17 protein-coding genes and 1 pseudogene are annotated in these 18,866 nt (G+C 42.8%); 5 read left to right on the top strand and 13 right to left on the bottom strand.

Features of this window, described 5'->3' with window-relative positions:
* Positions 1-161 precede the first annotated feature (161 nt).
* The 4 genes from QPK24_RS04080 to QPK24_RS04065 all read left to right on the top strand — a co-directional run bounded on the left by QPK24_RS04080 (position 162) and on the right by QPK24_RS04065 (position 6,016).
* Positions 162-2,297: a BglG family transcription antiterminator gene (locus QPK24_RS04080; protein ID WP_285746416.1), complete on the top strand. Its 2,136-nt coding sequence runs from the start codon at positions 162-164 to the stop codon at positions 2,295-2,297.
* A complete protein-coding gene (locus QPK24_RS04075) occupies positions 2,294-4,261 on the top strand; it encodes a PTS mannitol transporter subunit IICBA (protein WP_285746414.1) in 1,968 nt (655 codons plus the stop codon). The genes QPK24_RS04080 and QPK24_RS04075 overlap by 4 nt, the downstream gene beginning before the upstream one ends.
* Positions 4,262-4,299: 38 nt before the next feature.
* A complete protein-coding gene (locus QPK24_RS04070) occupies positions 4,300-5,448 on the top strand; it encodes a mannitol-1-phosphate 5-dehydrogenase (protein ID WP_285746412.1) in 1,149 nt (382 codons plus the stop codon).
* 370 nt (positions 5,449-5,818) lie between these two features.
* Positions 5,819-6,016: a hypothetical protein gene (locus QPK24_RS04065; RefSeq protein ID WP_160033967.1), complete on the top strand. Its 198-nt coding sequence runs from the start codon at positions 5,819-5,821 to the stop codon at positions 6,014-6,016.
* 107 nt (positions 6,017-6,123) lie between these two features.
* Here QPK24_RS04065 and QPK24_RS04060 read toward each other — a convergent pair whose 3' ends face one another.
* The 8 genes from QPK24_RS04060 to QPK24_RS04025 all read right to left on the bottom strand — a co-directional run bounded on the left by QPK24_RS04060 (position 6,124) and on the right by QPK24_RS04025 (position 12,993).
* A complete protein-coding gene (locus tag QPK24_RS04060; protein WP_407082988.1) occupies positions 6,124-6,357 on the bottom strand; it encodes an excalibur calcium-binding domain-containing protein in 234 nt (77 codons plus the stop codon).
* 186 nt (positions 6,358-6,543) lie between these two features.
* The gene (locus tag QPK24_RS04055) at positions 6,544-6,819 is read right to left on the bottom strand and encodes a hypothetical protein (RefSeq protein WP_285746410.1); all 276 of its coding nucleotides are present in this window, start codon (positions 6,817-6,819) and stop codon (positions 6,544-6,546) included.
* 46 nt (positions 6,820-6,865) lie between these two features.
* The gene (locus QPK24_RS04050; RefSeq protein WP_285749079.1) at positions 6,866-7,693 is read right to left on the bottom strand and encodes a carbohydrate ABC transporter permease; all 828 of its coding nucleotides are present in this window, start codon (positions 7,691-7,693) and stop codon (positions 6,866-6,868) included.
* A 91-nt stretch (positions 7,694-7,784) separates the two neighbouring features.
* Positions 7,785-8,672: a carbohydrate ABC transporter permease gene (locus QPK24_RS04045; protein WP_236570554.1), complete on the bottom strand. Its 888-nt coding sequence runs from the start codon at positions 8,670-8,672 to the stop codon at positions 7,785-7,787.
* Between the two features lie 4 nt (positions 8,673-8,676).
* Positions 8,677-9,792 (bottom strand): ABC transporter ATP-binding protein, encoded by a 1,116-nt coding sequence (locus QPK24_RS04040; protein ID WP_285746407.1) that lies wholly within the window; start codon positions 9,790-9,792, stop codon positions 8,677-8,679.
* A 14-nt stretch (positions 9,793-9,806) separates the two neighbouring features.
* Positions 9,807-11,135 (bottom strand): ABC transporter substrate-binding protein, encoded by a 1,329-nt coding sequence (locus QPK24_RS04035; protein WP_285746405.1) that lies wholly within the window; start codon positions 11,133-11,135, stop codon positions 9,807-9,809.
* Positions 11,136-11,408: 273 nt separating this feature from the next.
* On the bottom strand, positions 11,409-12,065 hold the full coding sequence (locus QPK24_RS04030) for a glycerol-3-phosphate responsive antiterminator (protein ID WP_285746403.1): 657 nt from the start codon (positions 12,063-12,065) through the stop codon (positions 11,409-11,411).
* The gene (locus QPK24_RS04025; RefSeq protein ID WP_285746401.1) at positions 12,058-12,993 is read right to left on the bottom strand and encodes a metallophosphoesterase family protein; all 936 of its coding nucleotides are present in this window, start codon (positions 12,991-12,993) and stop codon (positions 12,058-12,060) included. Before QPK24_RS04025 ends, QPK24_RS04030 begins: the two co-directional genes overlap by 8 nt.
* A gap of 512 nt (positions 12,994-13,505) precedes the next feature.
* On the opposite strand from QPK24_RS04025, the gene QPK24_RS04020 reads away from it, so the two are divergent.
* A complete protein-coding gene (locus tag QPK24_RS04020; RefSeq protein WP_285746399.1) occupies positions 13,506-14,300 on the top strand; it encodes a formate/nitrite transporter family protein in 795 nt (264 codons plus the stop codon).
* A gap of 108 nt (positions 14,301-14,408) precedes the next feature.
* On the opposite strand, the gene QPK24_RS04015 is transcribed toward QPK24_RS04020, so the two are convergent.
* The 5 genes and pseudogenes from QPK24_RS04015 to QPK24_RS03995 all read right to left on the bottom strand — a co-directional run bounded on the left by QPK24_RS04015 (position 14,409) and on the right by QPK24_RS03995 (position 18,591).
* The gene (locus QPK24_RS04015; protein WP_285746397.1) at positions 14,409-14,837 is read right to left on the bottom strand and encodes a helix-turn-helix domain-containing protein; all 429 of its coding nucleotides are present in this window, start codon (positions 14,835-14,837) and stop codon (positions 14,409-14,411) included.
* A 541-nt stretch (positions 14,838-15,378) separates the two neighbouring features.
* Positions 15,379-15,578 (bottom strand): annotated as a pseudogene (locus QPK24_RS04010) (family 4 glycosyl hydrolase); the annotation flags it as partial.
* 122 nt (positions 15,579-15,700) lie between these two features.
* The gene (locus QPK24_RS04005; RefSeq protein WP_285746395.1) at positions 15,701-16,495 is read right to left on the bottom strand and encodes an energy-coupling factor transporter transmembrane component T family protein; all 795 of its coding nucleotides are present in this window, start codon (positions 16,493-16,495) and stop codon (positions 15,701-15,703) included.
* Positions 16,486-17,943, bottom strand: coding sequence for an ABC transporter ATP-binding protein (locus QPK24_RS04000; RefSeq protein WP_285746393.1), 1,458 nt, complete (start codon positions 17,941-17,943; stop codon positions 16,486-16,488). Before QPK24_RS04000 ends, QPK24_RS04005 begins: the two co-directional genes overlap by 10 nt.
* Positions 17,944-17,979: 36 nt before the next feature.
* The gene (locus QPK24_RS03995) at positions 17,980-18,591 is read right to left on the bottom strand and encodes an ECF transporter S component (protein ID WP_285746391.1); all 612 of its coding nucleotides are present in this window, start codon (positions 18,589-18,591) and stop codon (positions 17,980-17,982) included.
* Positions 18,592-18,866 lie beyond the last annotated feature (275 nt).

Genomic DNA, 18,866 nt, shown 5'->3' with positions numbered 1-18,866 from the left:
TCAAACCCCAGTATCTTTCCTTTGAATTTGTCAAGTGCTTTGATTACAATTTTTATTGACTCCAGTAAAAAACCTTATAATTTCAAGCTGCATTTTGATATCGTTTTCTAAAATTCTGGCCAGTTTGTTTTTCGTATACTTTTTACAAGGAGCGTGGATTCATGAAGAAGCCTACTGAAAGAACGGTTCAAATGACCCGGTTTCTTCTTGCAATGCCAGGCCGCTTTGTAACCGTACGTGAGCTGTCAGATGAATTGGATGTTAGTGAAAAAACGATTAAACGCGAGCTGTCAGCTATGGAAGAATGGCTCAGCGATTATGCTCTTACGCTCAACCGTAAACCCGGGGCTGGTCTTATGCTTGAAGGAGAACCATCTGCTTTCGAATCTGTTCGTAGCGTGCTCGAAACCTTTAAAGCACCCGCCAGTTATTCCCGAGAGGAACGCCGATATTTTATTATTAGTGAGCTTTTGCTGAGTTCTGAACCGATCAAACTTTTCAATTTTGCATCAAGATTCAAGGTTACAGAAGGTACGCTCAGCCACGATCTGGATCTTATAGAAGGCTGGCTTGAAGCCTTTCATATTAAGTTAATGCGTAAACCTGGATATGGAATTTATGTAGAAGGCACGGAGAAAGATTACCGGGCCGCACTCATTCATTTGCTTCATGAAAGTGTGGATGAGTATGAACTTATTCGTCTGGTTCGCGACCCTCTAAATGAAAGCGGTCAAAAAATAGGTCGAATTCAACAACATATCCGAAACCGTCTTTTGAATCTTGTTGAAGATCGCACGATTGTGATGATTGAGAAGAATTTGACAGAACTCGAAGAAAGAACCGGGATGAAGCTGACAGACAGCGCCTTTATTGGACTTGCCGTCCACCTTGCTCTGGCAATCGAGAGAATCAAAAAGGGACAACGTATTGTTATTCCCCCAAGCGTACTTAGCGAACTGCGATTGCACCCTGATTTCAAGGCAGCTCACATGCTTGTAAAGCGCTTAGAAGAATCCCTTGAACTAGAGATTCCCGAAGATGAAGTTGGCTATATTACGATGCACCTAAAGGGTGCTGAAACTAGGATTCAAACCGAAGCTGAGTCAGAAGCAGCCTATGAGAATGTCAGTTTCGAACTCGTTCGCCTGGCGCGAAAAATTCTTAAAGAAGCAGAAGCGGAAACCGGTTTTGAACTGAAAAGCAACAGCAAGCTTTTCTATGGTTTTATTAGTCATCTTGGCCCTGCTATTGAGCGGTTAAGGCTTGGTCTTGATATACGCAACCCTTTGCTCTCTCAGATTAAGGAGCAATACGCTACCACTTATAAGGTAGCCAAAAAGTGCGCTAAAGTTCTAGAAGATTATCTAGATAAGCCTGTCCCGGAAGCAGAAATCGGTTACATTGCTCTCCACATCGGAGCGATGACGGAGTATGCAGGAGTTAAGTTTAGAGAACGACCTGTTCGTGTCTTAATCGTATGTGCGAACGGGATGGGCACCTCTAGTCTTCTCCAAACCCGAATAAGAAAGAAGTTCCCTTCTCTCCAAGTTGTTGATGCCATCTCTGCTGCAGAGGTTAGTGAGCTTGATGAACAAGTCGATCTTGTTATCTCCACAGTAGATTTATCAAGCAGAAGGCAGGTCGTTAAGGTATCGCCCCTTCTTGGAGAAGCAGATATCAAAAACGTAAAAACTGCGTTGGAACATCTGGAACCTTTACCAGAAATCCAGCCTGTTTCAAACGAAGCTTCCGCTTCTTTACCAGCTACGCTCGAAAAGCAAAAGAATCTGATTCAAGGCATCCAAGATCTCATGAATAATTTAGTGATTGAAGATCAGGTAGAATCTAGAACGATTCATGAGCTGATTGATAAGATTGCTAGGCAGTTTACGGCCGAAGAGGAAGAAGCTTCAACGCTCAGCCTCGAACTTCATGACAGGGAACGACTTGGAGAAACGATCCTTTCTACTGAGGGAATCTTTCTTCTACACTGCAGATCGACCGTTATTCATCGTTTAGCTCTAGGTATTATGCGCTTTAAGGAACCGCTGACCTATGGCACAGAAAATGATGCAAATCTCAATGCTGCCATCATTTTATTAGCTCCAAAACAAAGCGAACGTACGTATCTGGAAGCGGCAAGTGAAGTCAGCAAATCCCTGATAGACCGTCCTGGCTTTGCTATTCGTTTAAGTGTAGCTCGCCAAGCTGCCTTAACAAAAGAAATTCAAGGTATTTTGAAAGATTTATATTTACGAAAAATGGAACAATACACAATGGAGGTTGAACAAATATGAGTACGCTGGAAGCAACTAGCGAATCTGTCCCTAAAAAAGCGGGCAACATCAAGCAAGCAACTCAAAAATTTGGTCGCTTTCTAAGTGCAATGGTTATGCCGAATATCGGTGCCTTCATTGCCTGGGGGCTTCTGACTGCTCTCTTTATTGAGGCAGGTTATTTTCCAAATGCTACACTGGCATCCCTTGTGGATCCAATGATTAAATACCTCCTTCCATTGCTGATTGCTTATAGCGGCGGTAAAGCCGTTCACGATCATCGAGGCGGGGTACTCGGTGCCATTGCCGCAATGGGGGTTATCGTCGGAGCAGATATTCCGATGTTTATCGGTGCCATGATTATGGGTCCGCTCGGCGGATGGGTAATCAAGCAGTTTGATAAATATGTTGGAAGCAAAACACCTTCTGGTTTTGAAATGCTTGTTAACAACTTCTCTGCCGGTATTATCGGTATGCTTCTCGCTATTGCAGGACTTTACGGTATCGGACCTGTCGTAGCCGCATTTACCAACGTTTTGGCTTCTGGCGTAGATGCGATGCTGAATTGGGGTATTCTCCCTCTGGTATCCATCTTTATCGAGCCAGCAAAAATTTTGTTCTTAAATAATGCAATTAACCATGGAATTTTGAGCCCTATCGGTATTCAACAAGCAGAAACAACGGGTCAATCCATCATGTTCTTGCTTGAAGCAAACCCAGGCCCTGGTCTTGGTGTACTGCTTGCATACTGCTTCTTCGGTAAAGGTTCCATCAAAGGATCAGCACCGGGTGCAGCAATCATTCATTTCTTTGGCGGAATTCATGAGGTTTACTTCCCGTATGTCCTGATGAAACCAATTATGTTCGTATCCGTCATCGTGGCTGGTATGGCTGGTGTATTCACATTTAATATGCTTGATGCAGGTCTCATCGCTGCTTCTTCTCCAGGTAGTATCATTGCGATCTTGGCGATGTCAGCAAAAGGTTCTTATCTTCCTATTCTTGCAGGTGTTCTCGTATCAACTGTAGTATCATTCTTGCTCTCATCTATATTCTTACGCAAATCTTCTACAAATGAACAAGATCTGGAAAAAGCAAAAGAAGCAGTAGCAGGTATGAAAAAAAGCAGTAAAGGGATCACTGATGCTCCTGCAGCTAACTTGAATGACAAAGCGGAAATCAAGAAAATCATCTTTGCATGTGATGCTGGTATGGGTTCAAGTGCGATGGGTGCTACTTCTTTCCGTAAAAAAGTAAAAGCAGCCGGTCTGTCGATTGAGGTAACAAACACAGCCATCGAGAATATCCCAGGTGATGCAGATATTGTTGTTACACAACAGAACTTGACTCCACGGGCAAAAGGAAAAGCACCAAATGCAATTCACGTCTCGATCGATAACTTTGTTAACAATCCGATTTATGACAAATTAATTGCCGACTTAAAAGCAAAACATGAACAAAGTGCGTCTCCTGTACCTGACTATGCAAAAGAAGATGTAGCGGGTGCAGCAGAAAAAGCCGTGCCTGAAGAAGTGAATGAAACTTCGGAAGAAACAAAAGGCGGCGACGTACTACGTAAAGAAAACATTGTACTAGAGCTTCCATCCGTAAGTAAGGAAGATGCGATTCGCCGTGCAGGTGAATCCCTTGTTGCAGCAGGTTATGTAAAACCGCATTATGTGGATGCCATGATTGAACGCGAAGGGGTAGCAACGACTTACATCGGTAACGGGGTAGCGATTCCTCATGGAGTCGGCGATGCGAAGAAAGAAATTAAAACAAGCGGTATCGTGGTTCATCAATATCCAGAAGGTGTTGAATTCGAAGGCGGCCGTGCATATCTCGTAATTGGGATCGCTGGAGCTGGCAGAGAGCACTTACAGATTCTCACGAAAATTGCAGAAGCGATTGAAGATGAATCTACCGTAACTAGACTGGCTGAGTCCAAAGATACTAATGAAATCTACAGTATTTTCGGGGAATAAATCATACTAAATCTTCAAAACGAAAGCGGGTTTTTCATATGAAAAAAGCAATTCAATTTGGAGCAGGAAATATTGGGCGCGGCTTTATCGGCGCCCTGCTCTCTCAAGCTTCTTACCATGTCGTGTTTGCTGATATTAATGAAGAAATGATCAATGAACTGAACGAGAAAAAAAGCTATCAAATCCATATTCTTGATCTGGAGCAAAGACAAGAAACAATCACGAATGTGTCCGGTGTTCTCTCAAATGGTCCAGATATCGTGAACGAAGTGGCTGAAGCTGACATTGTAACGACTGCAGTAGGTCCGAATGTTCTCAAAATCATTGCTTCTACGATTGCTAAAGGGATTGAAGCTCGCAGAGAAGCAGGCAGAGGCGTTCTAAATATCATTGCTTGTGAGAATATGGTCGGTGGAAGTAAACACCTAGAAGAACAAGTATACACTCACTTGTCTGAAGCAGGTAAGGCGTATGCTGAGGAGAATGTCGGTTTTGCTAACTGTTCAGTAGACCGTATCGTTCCTCCTTACCAAGGTGAGAACATGCTTGATGTTGGTGTGGAGTCTTTCTACGAATGGATCGTAGAAGAGCCTTCCCTTAAAGGAGAAGTACCTCAAATTCCAGGTATGAAATTGACAGATAACCTGCTTGCTTATGTGCAGCGTAAACTGTTCACACTAAACACAGGTCATGCAATTACCGCTTACCTTGGTTACCTGGCTGGTATGGAGACCATTGAAGAAGCAATCAATAATGATGAGATTCGCGCAGTGGTTCGTCAGGCAATGGAAGAAAGCGGCGATGCCCTGATTAAGAAACATGGTTTTGATAAAGAAGAACACTATAAATACATTGATAAGATTGAAAAACGCTTTAAAAACCCATATATTCGCGATGAAGTAATTCGTGTAGGTCGTGAGCCGCTTCGTAAGCTCGGTCCTGCTGATCGTCTAGTAGGTCCTGCGAATATGGCGATTCAATATGGACTTGGCCATGCTGCTCTTCTAAAAGGTATTGCAGCTGCATTCCATTATGATAATCCGCAAGATCCGCAGTCTAAAGAGTTGCAAGAGCAAATTGCCCAAAAAGGCATTGAAGCTACTGTATCCTCTGTTACTGGATTTACGGAAGGCAGTGAAGATCACCGTATTATCTGTGAAGAATATGCGAAGACTTCCAAAGCTTAATAGATGCTATATGAAGCTGAATAGCTCAGCCGTCATCCTCTAAGGGTGACGGCTTTTTATATATTTTTAGTGCAGCTTTCTCTGCTAGAATGGTTCTATTTGTCTATATGTCGTTACAAATATATCGTTTTAATGAGTGATGAGATTGATATTTGTACATAAGATTTTTCGCAATTATGTTAATTGTTTTGTCCATTTGGGTATTCTATAAGTATATTTAAATGATAAACAGGACTAATTACACCTTGTTTTCGCTCAGGGAATTCCATTATATTTAAAGAAAACGGTTACAAAAATATGTCTTCACTTTTTTCTTCCTGCTACCGACATAGTTATTATGAACTAATCAAAAGCGAACGGAGGAATTTCTATGATGAAAGAACTACAAATTGCTGAGCAAAAAGGTTATTCTGTACATCTTTCTTTAACCGATGGATCTGTCTATTCTGGGGTCGTAAGTCTTCAGCTTCCTTATAAGAAGCTTCGTCTAAAACATACACAAGGTATTGTCAGTATTCCTTTTCAGGAAATTAGACATTGCTCTACGCTCATTCCTGTCCCATTTTGAACTTTAAATCTCTATCCTACATTCATTTTCACTTGATCAGCCGATGTCCACTCTTTTGATAAGGAGCGAATATCGGCTTTTGTTATGGATTCTCTCCTCCTATGCTTCTATTTCTCGCAAGCAATCCCATCCTTATCCCGATCTTTTGATTTATTAGCTTCATACAGCGATGCAGAAACATGCGGTTTATATTTCGTTTTGCCTCCCTTATTTTTAATGGAAGAAGACTTGGCCACTCCGCCTTTATACACTTTGTTCAGCTCCGTACAGTTCTTATACTTCTTTGCACCTGCCGCATGGATCTCACCCATTACCCCAAACGATATGGAAACAGAAACCATAGTTACCAGCAACACTTTTAGCATTTTTCTCATTTACACGCTACCTCCGATACGATATGTATACTACATCATTATTTATTTTAAACTAACCTAAAAGGAAATTAAATGAAATAAATAGAAAAAAGCCCTTTAAAAGGGCTTTTTCGTCTCTTTTTTCTGTCTCTTTTTTCTTTTTTTGTTACTCACTTATTGTCCCAACATAAACAAACTTACAGCACCTAAAGCCAAAATTACCATAGAAAGCACCTGTATCCATGATCGAAGCTCCCAATACCGAATAGCGTAGACCACAGACATACTGAGGAAAAACCAGCCAAGAGAAATACCTGAATTCACTAACGATATAATTAATAAAATTAGGGCGAGGGCGGTAACAACAGCCTCCGCTATAACAAACTTAGGATTACGTTTTTTCTTATCCGGGTTCAGGATATGAATCACCTCCGGATACCATTTAACCATAGAGTCTAGTCACTTGAAAACAGCTTGTCTCCATATACATATGTCCTTATTTCACACCATTATATACAAATGCTTTAATAATCGAACGCTGTGCAAAGAAAAAAATAATCAGAATGGGGACAACAAGTATCAAATTGCCTGCCATAAGCACATTCCAGGTGGTTAGTCCTTCTGTTTCTCGAATCTTGGCAATCCCAAGCGGAAGGGTCCGTGCCGTTTCGTTCGTTGTCATCACCAGCGGCCAAAAATAATCATTCCAGTGACTAATAAAACTAAACAATCCGAAGGTTATAAGTGCAGGACGAGCCATAGGAATCATGAGCTTTATCATGATCTTCCACTCTTTTGCTTTATCTAAACGAGCTGCCTCAATGAGTTCATTTGGCACTTGCTTGAATGATTGGCGCAGAAGAAATATCCCGAATGCACTGGATGCAAAAGGTAGAATCAGCCCAAGATGCGTATTAAGCAGATTCCAGGAACTAAGTTCAAGATAGACTGGCAAGAAAATAAGCTGAGAAGGAATCATTAGTGTGACCATGACAAGTCCAAACAAAATACCTGATCCCTTAAACTCAAATCTCGCAAACGCATACGCCGCAGGAATAATGGTAATCATCTGCAGCAGCAGAATGCCTGCGGAGATCATTACGCTGTTCATAAAATAGTGAAGAAACGGTCCCGAGTTCCAGGCTTGCATAAAGTTTTGCCACTGCGGGGCTGCTGGAATCCACTCAGGCGGGAAGATCATCGTTTCCGGCAGTGTTTTCAGTGACGTGGACACCATCCAGACAAAGGGCAAAGCGAAGATAAGAACGAGTACTCCCATTAAAATCACGTTAACGACTTTTAGGAGACTGTTCAAGACCTTCATACTGCTTGCTTCCTCTTTCACTCTATCCGTGGATGTGCGTTTTACTCTTGCTGCTGGTTCAAGCACATTCATAAGTAGCCTCCTCTCCCTGTTACCGATAATGCACCTTTTTGGATAATAGCCGGAAATAGATCAGGGTAAGAATCCCGACAATCACCAGCAAAATTACCCCAGCGGCTGAAGCATAGCCAATTTTAAAGAAACGAAATCCATATTGATAAATGTAATAGACCAAGGTGTTTGTGGAATTTACCGGCCCGCCCTGTGTCATAATGGCAATCGTCTCAAACACCTGAAAGGAACCAATCATACTCATAATCGCCAGGAAAAACAGCGTTGGGGATAGCATGGGCAGCGTTAGTCTCATAAACGTACGCCATGGTTTGGAACGATCCAGTGCAGCCGCTTCATATATACTCTGCGGAATGCTTTGCAAACCAGCGATAAAGACAAGGGTGTTAAATCCGATCCCTTTCCACACGGCAACCAGAATGAGTGACATGAGGGAAGTATCTGGGTGGGATAACCACTCTAATGGCCCAAATCCAAATAAACTGATAACCCAGTTCAACAGCCCATACTCAGGGTCCATCAGCCAGCTCCATAATAGTGAAATAGAGACTAAAGAAATAATATGCGGACTGAATATGGCCCCTTGGACAAATCCATAGAAAGCTCCGGAACGATTTAACCAAAGAGCCAGCAGTAAAGAAATACTAAGGGTGAGAAGAACCGTAGAAACGGTGTATATTGTCGTATTTAGTATGACTTGACGAAACTCATCATCCGACAATAAGGCCGAAAAATTTTGCAAACCGACATAATCCTTTGTAGGGCTGACAAAATTCCAGTCAAACACGCTGAGATAGATCATATAAAAAATAGGATAAATGAAGAAAACTCCAAATACAGCTAGTGCCGGTGTTACCATTCCATAGGGTCTAAGCTTATGCCATATGCTTGATGTCGAACTCATCATACCTCTAGCCTCCCCCGCTCACCGAAATGAGTTCAAGAGATGCAGGCGTTCCATTTGGAGTGGCAGCGGCTCTATATTCCGCTTGTCTTACCCTCTTCCCGCTAAGGTCAAAATAGTACAACTGCTCATATGGAATCGTCACGGTAACCATGTTATTCATCATAAGAGGAGTAAGGAATGTTTTAACGGAAAACATACCGAAGCTTGATTGGATCTGATATATACTCTCTGCTCCGAGACTTTCCCTGGTTACGATTTCTCCACTGATTCTAAGGCCTTCTCCTTTTAAATCATACCCGTCATGCAGCTGTGCGTGCTCAGGACGAAATCCGAAATGACCAATCTCTTCTTTGCCTTTTGCCGATAAGGAGGGAAAATGAATCCCTTTATAAGGCAGAATATTCATCGCAGGTGTTCCAATAAACTGAGCAGCGAACCGGTTTGCTGGATTATGGTACAGTTCAATGGGGGAAGCCGCTTGCTGAATGACTCCTTTATTCATAATGACAATCTCATCGCCCATAGACATGGCCTCTACCTGATCATGGGTTACATACACAAACGTCGTCCCCAGCCTTTTATGCAGCTGAATAAGCTCTGTCCGCATCTGATGGCGGAGCTTCGCATCAAGGTTACTGAGCGGCTCATCGAGAATAAAGACCTCTGGTTTCTTAACCATAGCGCGAGCAAGAGCGACACGCTGGCGCTGTCCGCCGGAGAGCATCTCCGGCTTCTTTTTCATATAATCACTCAGGCCTACAATTTCTGCGATATCCGCAATCAGCGTTTCCCGTTCCTTCTTCGGAATCTTCCGGTTAATCAGTCCGAATTCAATATTGTTATGAACACTCATCGTTGGATAAAGTGCGTAGTTTTGGAATACCATCGCCACATCACGCATACCCGGAGGCACTCCGTTCACTCGCTTGCCATCAATAAAAATATCTCCGCTGGACTGGTCATCAAGCCCCGCAATCATGCGGAGCGTTGTTGATTTACCACAGCCAGATGGACCGACAAGCACCGTAAATGAACCATCTTTTATCGTAAGGTCAAGGTCCTTGATTACCTCTTCCTGTTTAAAAAACTTACTGATTCCTTTTAGTTCAATTTGGCCCATCTTCTCCACTCCTTTTATTTACTTAACAGTGCATTGGCTTTCTCATTGGCTTCGTTCATCGCATCCTGAGCAGAGATTTTAGGATCAAGCAATGTTTTCTCAATAGCATTCTTTACGATCTTCGCAACTTCGGGATACGCCGTCTCCATTGGACGAGGTCTGGCATAAGCCAGCTGATCTACCGCAACTTTATATTGCGGATATTCCTTATAGAGCGATTGTAGTTCTTCACTTTCAAGTGCTGAGATTCGCGTAGGTAAATATCCTGTGTGTTTGCTCTGATATGTTGTACTTTCAGCCGTTGTCATGAAGGTAAGGAACTCCCAAGCTGCCGCTGTTTCTGCTTCACTAAGTTTTGATGTAATGACGAGCTGACAGCCGCCTGTAGGAACGCCATAGGATTTATTCGCCGGCATAAAGGCCGTGTTAAATTTAAAGTTATTTCCCTGTGAGATTTCAATAGCACCGGCAACCCCTGCGGTTGAACCAAATCGAAACGCAGATGTCTGGTTAGCCCAGTCTTTTTCTGCTGTTGCTCCGGCTTCATCCCCTACTGGAATTTTAATGATTCCTTCGCCGGCTAACTTCTTCCAGAACTCTACAGGAGCAACACCTTCAGGAGAGTTAAATAACGCAGACTTCCCATCATCCGCTAATACCTGACCACCAGACTGTGCTACAAGCCCCTCGTAGAACCAGATATCTGTAGGCATCGTCATTGCTGTTTTCCCTTTTGATTTCAGCACTTTGCCGTACTCTTCGAATTCGTCCCATGTCTTCGGTCCAGCGGGGTCGAGCCCGGCCTCTTCTAGAAGGCTGACATTCATATACATAATCGGTGTACTGCGCATAAACGGCAGCCCGTATAGCTTGCCATCCACATAGGCATTCCCCATTAAGCCTGGATTGAAGTCGTCAATCTGCAGTTTTTCTTTATCTTGTTCTGCTAAAGCAGTAAGGTCTGTGATCATACCGTACCTCGCAAAGGTCCCTGTGGAGGAAATCTCTAGATCGGATACGGCCGGTGCATTGTTTGCAGCAAAAGCAGCTTGTACCTTGGCATGTAAATCATCATAGTTACCTTGATACTCAGCAACGACTTCGATTCGATCCTGAGACTCATTAAAACGTTTGACTAATTCTTGTTTTGCCTCTTCAATCTTTTCTCCATAGGCATACCAGTATTTAATCTGTATCTTCTCTTCCGTATTTCCGCTGTTCCCGGGGGCAGCACCTGCCGTACTTGTTACATTGCTGCCTCCTGAATCCGTACCGCAAGCAGTAAGCAAAACGCTCATTCCTAGTACCAGTGTTAATAAGTTCCGTCTCTTTCCTCTTCTCATCCTTTGTATCCTCCTTAGAATGAACATCACGAATTTAACCCCAGCTGCCTGATATAACAAAAAGAAACCTCGATCAGACCAAGAACAGCCAATTACAGGCTCTCTTGATCCGATTAGGTTTCTCCATCACTCCAACCCGGGTACTTATTTACTTGTCAGGAAATACGTTAGTTCTCTTATCTCTTCTCATCATAAGACGTTACTGTTAACCGAATTGAAGAATCATGTTAAGTAAGGATAAACTTTATAGGTTAGATTGGAAGGAAACTGCTCTTAGAATGATTGTTCCCACATCTGCTGACTAGATGAAGAAATGGCCGTCGCCCCCTCCAAAATACAGGCTTCCGCATGCTCTCTTTTTCGCAGAAGTCCTCCGGAGATGACGGGAATGTCTGTCATTTCTCTCACCTTGTGAAGCACCTCGGGAATACGTGCCGGCATGATCTCGATAATATCAGGTTCAACTTGAGCGAGACTTTGCGCAATATTGCCAAGACCTTCAGAATCGACTAGAAAGAATCGCTGAATGGTAGTAAGCCCTAATTTCTGTGCTTTCTTAACGACTTGAATCTTCGTGGTAATGATCCCGTCCGGCCGTATGGCATTCGCTACATATTCAAGCCCCTGCTGATCATAAGAAAGCCCCCCGATCTTCTCTACATGCACGAAGACCGGAATATGATGCTTCTGAAATAATTCCACATAACTTTTAATGACACCAATGCTTCCAGTAAGAAGGAATACTGCACTCAGTTGATCTCGATAAGAAAGCGCGGTTTCAAGATAGCGTACATCCCGAATGGACGCTACATTACGATACTCGGATAGACGTTTTAGCAGATCCTCCACAGCATGCTGCTGTTTTGTTTTTCTAGCGAAAAAATTGGTGTTGTCTGCCCCTATAACTAGCTGAGATACACGGTTAGACATGCGCTTTATCTCCCCCGCGTCTTTTGTCTGCACTGATTTGCAGGTCCTCTTCAGTCAGCTCCGCTTCCAATGCTTCGAATAAATCTGCTTCGTTCCATCGCTCAGCCAGCAGCTGCACAGAGCATTCCCGTTCCTCCTGTTTTCCGCGAGCATGGGGAGTGGCTCTAAAATGATTCATATAAGTAAAAATATCAGGTAACTGGTCAGCGAGTGTGGAATCTGTAATATCGACAGCCTGAACCCGCACTTCTTCTCCTGTAATTTCCGCAATACGATAGGCATGCTGATCCAGACAAGCAGACAGCTGAATGAATGTCCAACCATTCTGTTCCATAATTGAATCGACATGCGTATGTCCGTTAAAATAGATCCCTGTTCCTTTTTTCTGGCGGAGAATACGCCACATATCAATAGAAGGATCAATGGATCCCTTTTCACGATCTGAACCTGTCGTTGTTAAATAGACCGGGTGATGTGCAAAGACCAGCGTCGGCTTTGTTCCTGAGTTTTGGACCACTTGTTCAAACCAGTTTAGTTGCTCCTCGTCAAGCCAGCCTCCCCAGTTCCTTACATCCATCTCTCTTGTTGTATCTAGAAATACAAGGATGAAGTCTTCCATCGTTATCGAGTAATAACAGGCTTGCCCTGTTTGTTTTTGAATTTCTTTTTTAGGCTGAGTGTACGTATCGTGATTACCCAAAACATGATGGAACCTGCGTTCATAGGAATGGATAATCTCGTAAACTTCTCGCAGTTCGCTCGTTGTTCCGAGATTCGTCAGATCCCCAAGTGATATATAGAGGTCGGCTTCAGAGCTTAAAAAATGGTGGAGCATGTTTTTATAAAATGCATCTCTTGCTTCTACCCAGTTACCAAGTGTTTGGTCTGCCTCATGATAATGTAAGTCACCTATCAACGCGATCCTCATGGTCTTGACACTCTCCTTTGAGTTGATCTGTAATGAAGTATAGAAGGAGAATGTTATCTGTGATCTCTATCCTGTCGTGTTTTTTGTAAATATGTATCTCTAGCTAATCTGTGTTTACATTTAAATCAAATTGTGTTAAAAATAATAAATTAAAGTCTGTGTTTGTAAATTTTATAGACAGATATATTCTCACACCATCTTTTTGGAAGAAGTTTGCATATTTACGCAATATAGTGTGTCATCTGTTATGATAGTGGTATATATAGGAAGAAGGGCTCGAATACACACTCGCGCCCTTTTATTATTTGCATCATTTGAAGCAAAATCTTTGCATTTACATACTCTAGTTGAGGCCACTAAACGCATTATAAAGGTGTTGCCTTCTTCCGTTTAAATTACTTTCCTGATGACTAGAAATACATACAATGACTTGAACCTGGACATAATCTTGTAGAGAATATGGAAATCATTATCGATTTACTATTTGTTTCGCAGAATACGGAGGGATCCATTTGGAAGCAGAAGGTTTACGACAAGTTGAGAAATATGCGCTGAAAAAGCAAAGAGTCTACCAGAAAGATTGGAAAATGTACATTCTGCGGGCAATGCTTGCCAGTATGTTCATTGGTTTCGGAGTAATTGTTGCTTTTAAGACAGGTAACTATTTTTACATAGCAGATTCACCGGCAGCCTACCCCATGGCCGCACTTACATTTGGAGCAGCGATCATCTTGATTGCTTATGGGGGAGCGGATCTATTTACGGGAAATACCTTCTATTTTACTTATGCAGCTCTTAAGAAAAAAATGGAATGGAGAACCGTCTATAAGCTCTGGGGACTCACCTACGCGGGTAACCTGCTTGGTGCCCTGGTATTCGCGTTTCTCATTGATGTAACGAATCTCTACGCTTCTCCTAGTGTTAACTCGTTCCTGCTTAATGTTGTGGAGCATAAGCTGGATGCTACCATAGTGGAGTTGTTTTTCCGTGCTATTCTATGTAACTGGCTTGTATGTCTCGCTTTTTTTGTACCGATGTTCATGAAGGAAAATGGCGCGAAGCTATTTGCGATGGTCCTCTTTGTCTTCTGCTTTTTTATATCAGGTTATGAACATAGTATTGCTAACATGTGTACCTTTGCGATCGCCCTTGTGCTGGATCATTCGGAAACGATCACGGTTGGAGCCGTACTTCACAATTTAATTCCAGTGACCATTGGTAATATGGTCGGCGGCGTATTTATGATGGGATATTTCTATTACTATATCAATAAGCCGTTTGAGGATGAAGAAGAAATACAACACTAATCTACGGGTAACGAGAAACAGGGTGCGGGAACATCTAATGTTCCTACACCCTGTTTATGCATTCATTCTATACAAGGGGCAGTCCGTACTTAGTCCCCTACTTCCTTATTACACTGCTGCCGTTTCAATATGAATGGTTGTTTTTAAACCAAGCGCATTCATCACACTTTGGATCTTCTCTGTCGTTGCTCCTTCATATTCATTCCGTTCATCTCTTGATACCTGTGCTTCTGACACCCCTAGTCTTTTCGCAAGCTCAGCTTGAGATAAGTTCATATAGATCCGATGAGCAATTAGATTCTTACCGACTTCCATAATCGTCTCAATCGGGAGGAAAATTCCTTGTTTAATCATTTCGTAATGTTGAATATCTTGTTCAAGCTCCCCTTTAAAAGCAAGCAGCGGCTGAACAGCGTGTGAAATTTGGTCTTTACTCAGACCCATACTTTCTAACCGAAGTTTCTCATTTGCGATATAGGCTTTGTGGTCTTTCAGCTTTTCATTCGCTCTACGGTAAGCGGTTTCAGTCTTAATCATTTCTACTAATCCTTCCTTTGCTCTTTAGCATTATATTAAATGTTCATGTTGTTCTTATTTCCTTATGTAATGCAATCTATACTTAAAATATGCCTTAAAAAATGAATCTATTCGTAAACTTAACAGCTATGTTAATATTATAGACTTGAATCATCTGGTGGTCAATTCATTCCTTAGTCTACAAAAAAAGACTGATTTCATAAATAGAAATACAGTCTCTTCTGTCATCCTATGTATCACTTTTATGGTTATTCCTTCTTCTTTTCTTTGATGCTGTGTTAGCCTTTCGTTCCAAATGAAGCTGGAATTTCTTTTACTACTACACCGAACAGGAGGATACACAAGTAACCAAACATAATAACCATATCTATACGTCGACTCATCTTATTTCCTCCTATACCTTCTTTTTTATTAATGTAACAGCACACCAATCATTTGTATATATTTCCCTCTATTTCCTTTAGATAAATCCATCTTACCCTCTTCCTTTTTTATCGAACAATGGAGTTCATTTCTGTAGAGAATAATTCATCAAAAATAATTTCTGAGGAATATCGACATGAATTGCAAAAGCCTCCAACTCGCCGACACGATTCGTACAAATGACATATTCTGCGTCTTTCAAAGCTTTGTGCCGATCAGTTGTCGAAGAATCCGTCCGTGTTAATCCACTACTATAACACCCTGCTGGCACAACTCGGTTACCATATCCGGATTATGTTTATTCACATCATGAAAAGCTTCCCCTATGCAGCAATTGCAAGATAGGAAGCTTTATCAACAACATGACTTCTTTTTTCTACATACGCATAAAATTCGCATATTATTCTCGTTTGTCTCTATCTCACTACCCGCTATCTCAGCTATCTCACATCCACAGCATGCGCTACAAGAGGAACCGTAAGACCAAGTCCATAAGCGGATGCAACCGCCCCTATAAAATAAGCAATGAACCAAATGTCACGGTTTGAGTATCCAATATGATAATAGTACGTCCGTTTATTCTCACTTTGAAACCCCTTCGCCTCCATCGCCACGGCGATCCGCTGCGCTCTTCGAATACTTTGTGCCAAAAGCGGAATCGCATACGATTTTATCAGCGCATATATATTCCACTTAGGTGTTTGCTTCCCTCCTCCTCGGATCATCAAAGCATGCCGAAGTGTTTGAAATTCGTAGATTAGAACCGGGATCAGATTCATCGCAGCCAGAAAACTATACGCATATTTCGGCGGAAGTCTCCACTGCTGCATCAGAGAGTAGAACAAGCGCACAGGCCTTGTTGTCAGCCCAAACAACAAGCCGATTGCAGCCATCGATAAAGCTCTGCAGCCTAGATGAACCCCGCGTAAAAAACTCTCTTCGGTTATATGAATAATGCCGTATTTCCACCAAGTTGTTTCTCCTTTTCCAAAAAACATCATGCCCGTCGATGTCGATATAAATACCAGAATAAATGGGGATGCATATAGGAGTAAACGCAGCGGAGGATGACCGGAACCGATTAAGAGAAGAAGCATAGTGATTGTTAAATAAATCATCATATTGAGATTATGGATTAGGATGACCACAAGAAACATCAAAGCAAACGTAAGGAGTTTAAACCCAGGGTTAACCCGGTGCAGCCAAGTTTCTTGGTATGGGATATTTAGTGGCAAGTAGTGATTCTCCCCTCTGCTGCCTGCCATACAGATGTACAGTACCTAGCCAAGATTTCCTCATCATGAGTCACCATGATGATGGCTGTTCCTTCGCTTCGCAATCGTTCAAGTTCATCCAGCATCGCAAATGTATTCCTTGCATCCTGCCCGAATGTAGGCTCATCAAGCAGTAATACACGGGGATTCCGAACGACCGCGGAAGCGACACTCAGCCTTCTTTTTTGCCCAAGGGACAACTCGTAAGGATGCCTGTTCTCTAATCCGTTTAGATGGAACCTTCGCAGCAGTTCTTTCACCCGTGCCTGGCGTTCTTCCTTCGATATGGGCTCAAAAAGCAGTGAATACTCCACTTCGTTCCATACGGAATACGTAATAAACTGCAATTCTGGATTCTGAAATACATAGGCGATATGCTGTGCTGCTTGCTTCGTATTTTTGAGCTCTATGCCGTTTACGAAATACGTACCCGTGATGGGGAGAAGCTTCATTAATCCGAGCAAAAATGAACTTTTCCCCGCACCATTGTGTCCCGTAATTCCAATAAAATCACCGGGCAGGACCTGCAGCTCCTCTGCTCGAATAACAGGCTTGTTGCTGCGATGAATCATGCAGTCCTGAAGCAATAGAAGCGGTTCTGCCTCTTTCTCAGCAGCAATGTTTATTCCCTGCCTAGAAGGTCTAGGACGGTTCTTCCAAATTCCCGGATGCCAGATTCCATAATTCGTGATCGTCTGCTGATGCTGACGGAAGATCTCTTTGACCCCGCCATCTGCCATGATCTCTCCTTCGGAAGTTAAGACAATAATCCGATCTACATAATCAAGGATATAATCAATTTTATGTTCAACGATAATCACCGTGCGATCTTCCGTAATTGCTCGGATCGTATCCCATATTTCCATCGTCCCTTGCTGATCCAGCAGTGCTGTCGGTTCATCTAGAAAAAGGACACTTGGTTCTACTCCAAGTACCGAAGCAATGGCCAGACGCTGCTTCATGCCTTGGGAGAGAGCTTGCACCGGTGTATGTAAGTCAGGTAAATCAAGTCCAACAAGACTTAGAAGTGCTCTAATCTTTGCCTGCATTTCATCCCGGGGAACCTGACGATTCTCTAGCACAAAAGCTAACTCCTCATCTACATAAGGCATACAAAACTGAGTATCTGGGTCTTGGAATACAATCCCAGGATGATCAGGAATACACAGATGGTCCGCCTTCATCGGTACATCAATGGAGTGAGGAATAAGTCCGCTCATCACTTGAAGCAGTGTTGACTTCCCGCTGCCGCTCGCACCAAGCAGTAACACTTTCTCTCCTTGGTTTATGGTTACAGATAATTTATTAAACCAGATCTGAGATTCTCCAGGAAACTTGAGACGCAGACCGTCAATAGCTACCGCTGCTGGCGGCTGAGTAACGTGTGCTTTCTCCTTTATTTGCATCATATTGCCCTCCACTGGACCCATTTATAGAAGAGCACATTAATGCAGTGCCTCCATATCCTCTTTCGTCGTCTTTCTCAGGGATTTCGTTACCCCCGTTAACTCCAATGCTTTATACAGTGAATAAGCAACTATTCCGGCTAACACAATACTTCCTGCTAATCGCAGTCCAATAAGCAGCGCATAACTCCACGTTTGCAGAGAATCGATATAACCATACCCAAAATCGAGGATTAGAGATCCGGCTGCTGAGCCGATGGCAGCAAGTGACGTAATCCATACATTCACTTTTCGATATAAAAAAAGTGCAAATATAAGTTCAGCCCCAAGCCCCTGTACCGCACCATAGATCAGCGTAGAAATCCCCCACTCACTTCCTAGAAAGGCACTTACCGTTGAAGCCGCAATCTCTGCTAGTAGAGCGACACCAGGTTTACGGATGACGAGAAAAGCAAAGGTCCCTGCCATAAACCACATGCCATAAATCATTTGTTCCGCATGGAGTCCGAACGGTTTGACTAGATCGTAAGTAGGTCCCCAGATCTTGTAGATGATTCCAAATACAACGGCAAGCACAATGGTAACTAGAATATCAGTTAATGTAAGCCCTTTGCGCCCTGACTTTAAACGTTCCCCTTTTGTCTGCAACATGTACAAATTCCTCCTTAGAATATAAAAAAAGCCTCCCCAATTCGGGCAGGCCAGGTAAGGACGCATCTGTATTCGCATCTAAAAGACAAAGGACACACTTGCATCGGCAGCAATAGCTTGTAGGGTTACCCCACATCATCACATTCAGCTGGCTGCTTCTACATTCATGCATCACATTTGTTCTTACATACGATTCGCGATATTCGTTCTCTACGCTGGCATTACCCAGATCAGATCTACGGTCAGCGGCATAAGGCCGCTCTCTCAGCCTGACT

Source organism: Paenibacillus polygoni (assembly GCF_030263935.1).
Classification (GTDB): Bacteria; Bacillota; Bacilli; order Paenibacillales; family Paenibacillaceae; genus Paenibacillus; species Paenibacillus polygoni.
The sequence above is the reverse complement of the archived record's forward strand: the minus strand, read 5'-3'. Positions and strand labels throughout refer to the sequence as shown.